The organism is Pseudoroseomonas cervicalis ATCC 49957, from assembly GCF_000164635.1.
GTDB classification, from domain to species: Bacteria; Pseudomonadota; Alphaproteobacteria; order Acetobacterales; family Acetobacteraceae; genus Pseudoroseomonas; species Pseudoroseomonas cervicalis.
On the sequence record NZ_GG771255.1, the window covers coordinates 1 to 533 of the forward strand.

Consider the following 533-nt stretch of genomic DNA (forward strand, 5'->3'; position numbering starts at 1 on the left):
GCGCGACGGCCAGCCCTTCGTGCTCTTCGTCTCCACCATCGAGGGGCGCAAGAACCACCTGATGGCCTTCAATGCCTGGCTGGCGCTGCTGCGCCGGCTGGGCGGCGCCGCCGTGCCGCGCCTGGTCTGCGTCGGCCGCCCCGGCTGGCGGGCCGAGGCGGCGCTCGGCCTGCTGGAGGCCTCGCCCGCGCTGCGCGGCAAGGTGCAGATCCTCTCCGACGTGCCCGACCCGCTGCTGGCCGCGCTCTACGGCGCCTGCCTCTTCACCCTCTACAACAGCCATCACGAGGGCTGGGGCCTGCCGGTCACCGAGAGCCTGGCCGCCGGCAAGCTGGCCGTGGTGCCGCGCCATTCCTCCCTGGTCGAGGCGGGGGAGGGCGGCGCCGTCTTCTTCGAGCCGGGCAGCGAGCCGGCGCTGGTCGACACCCTGGCGCGGCTGATCACCGACCCGGCGCAGCGCCAGGCCGCCGAGGCCGCCATCCGCCGTCCCGGCCGCGACTGGGCCACTGTCGCCGACCGCTTCCTGGCCGAGG

The 533-nt window shown here is 75.6% G+C and carries 1 protein-coding gene; it reads left to right on the forward strand.

Going from position 1 to position 533, the window contains the following annotated elements:
* On the forward strand, nucleotides 1–533 hold a 533-nt coding region (locus HMPREF0731_RS22865), incomplete at both ends, for a glycosyltransferase (RefSeq protein WP_007006661.1).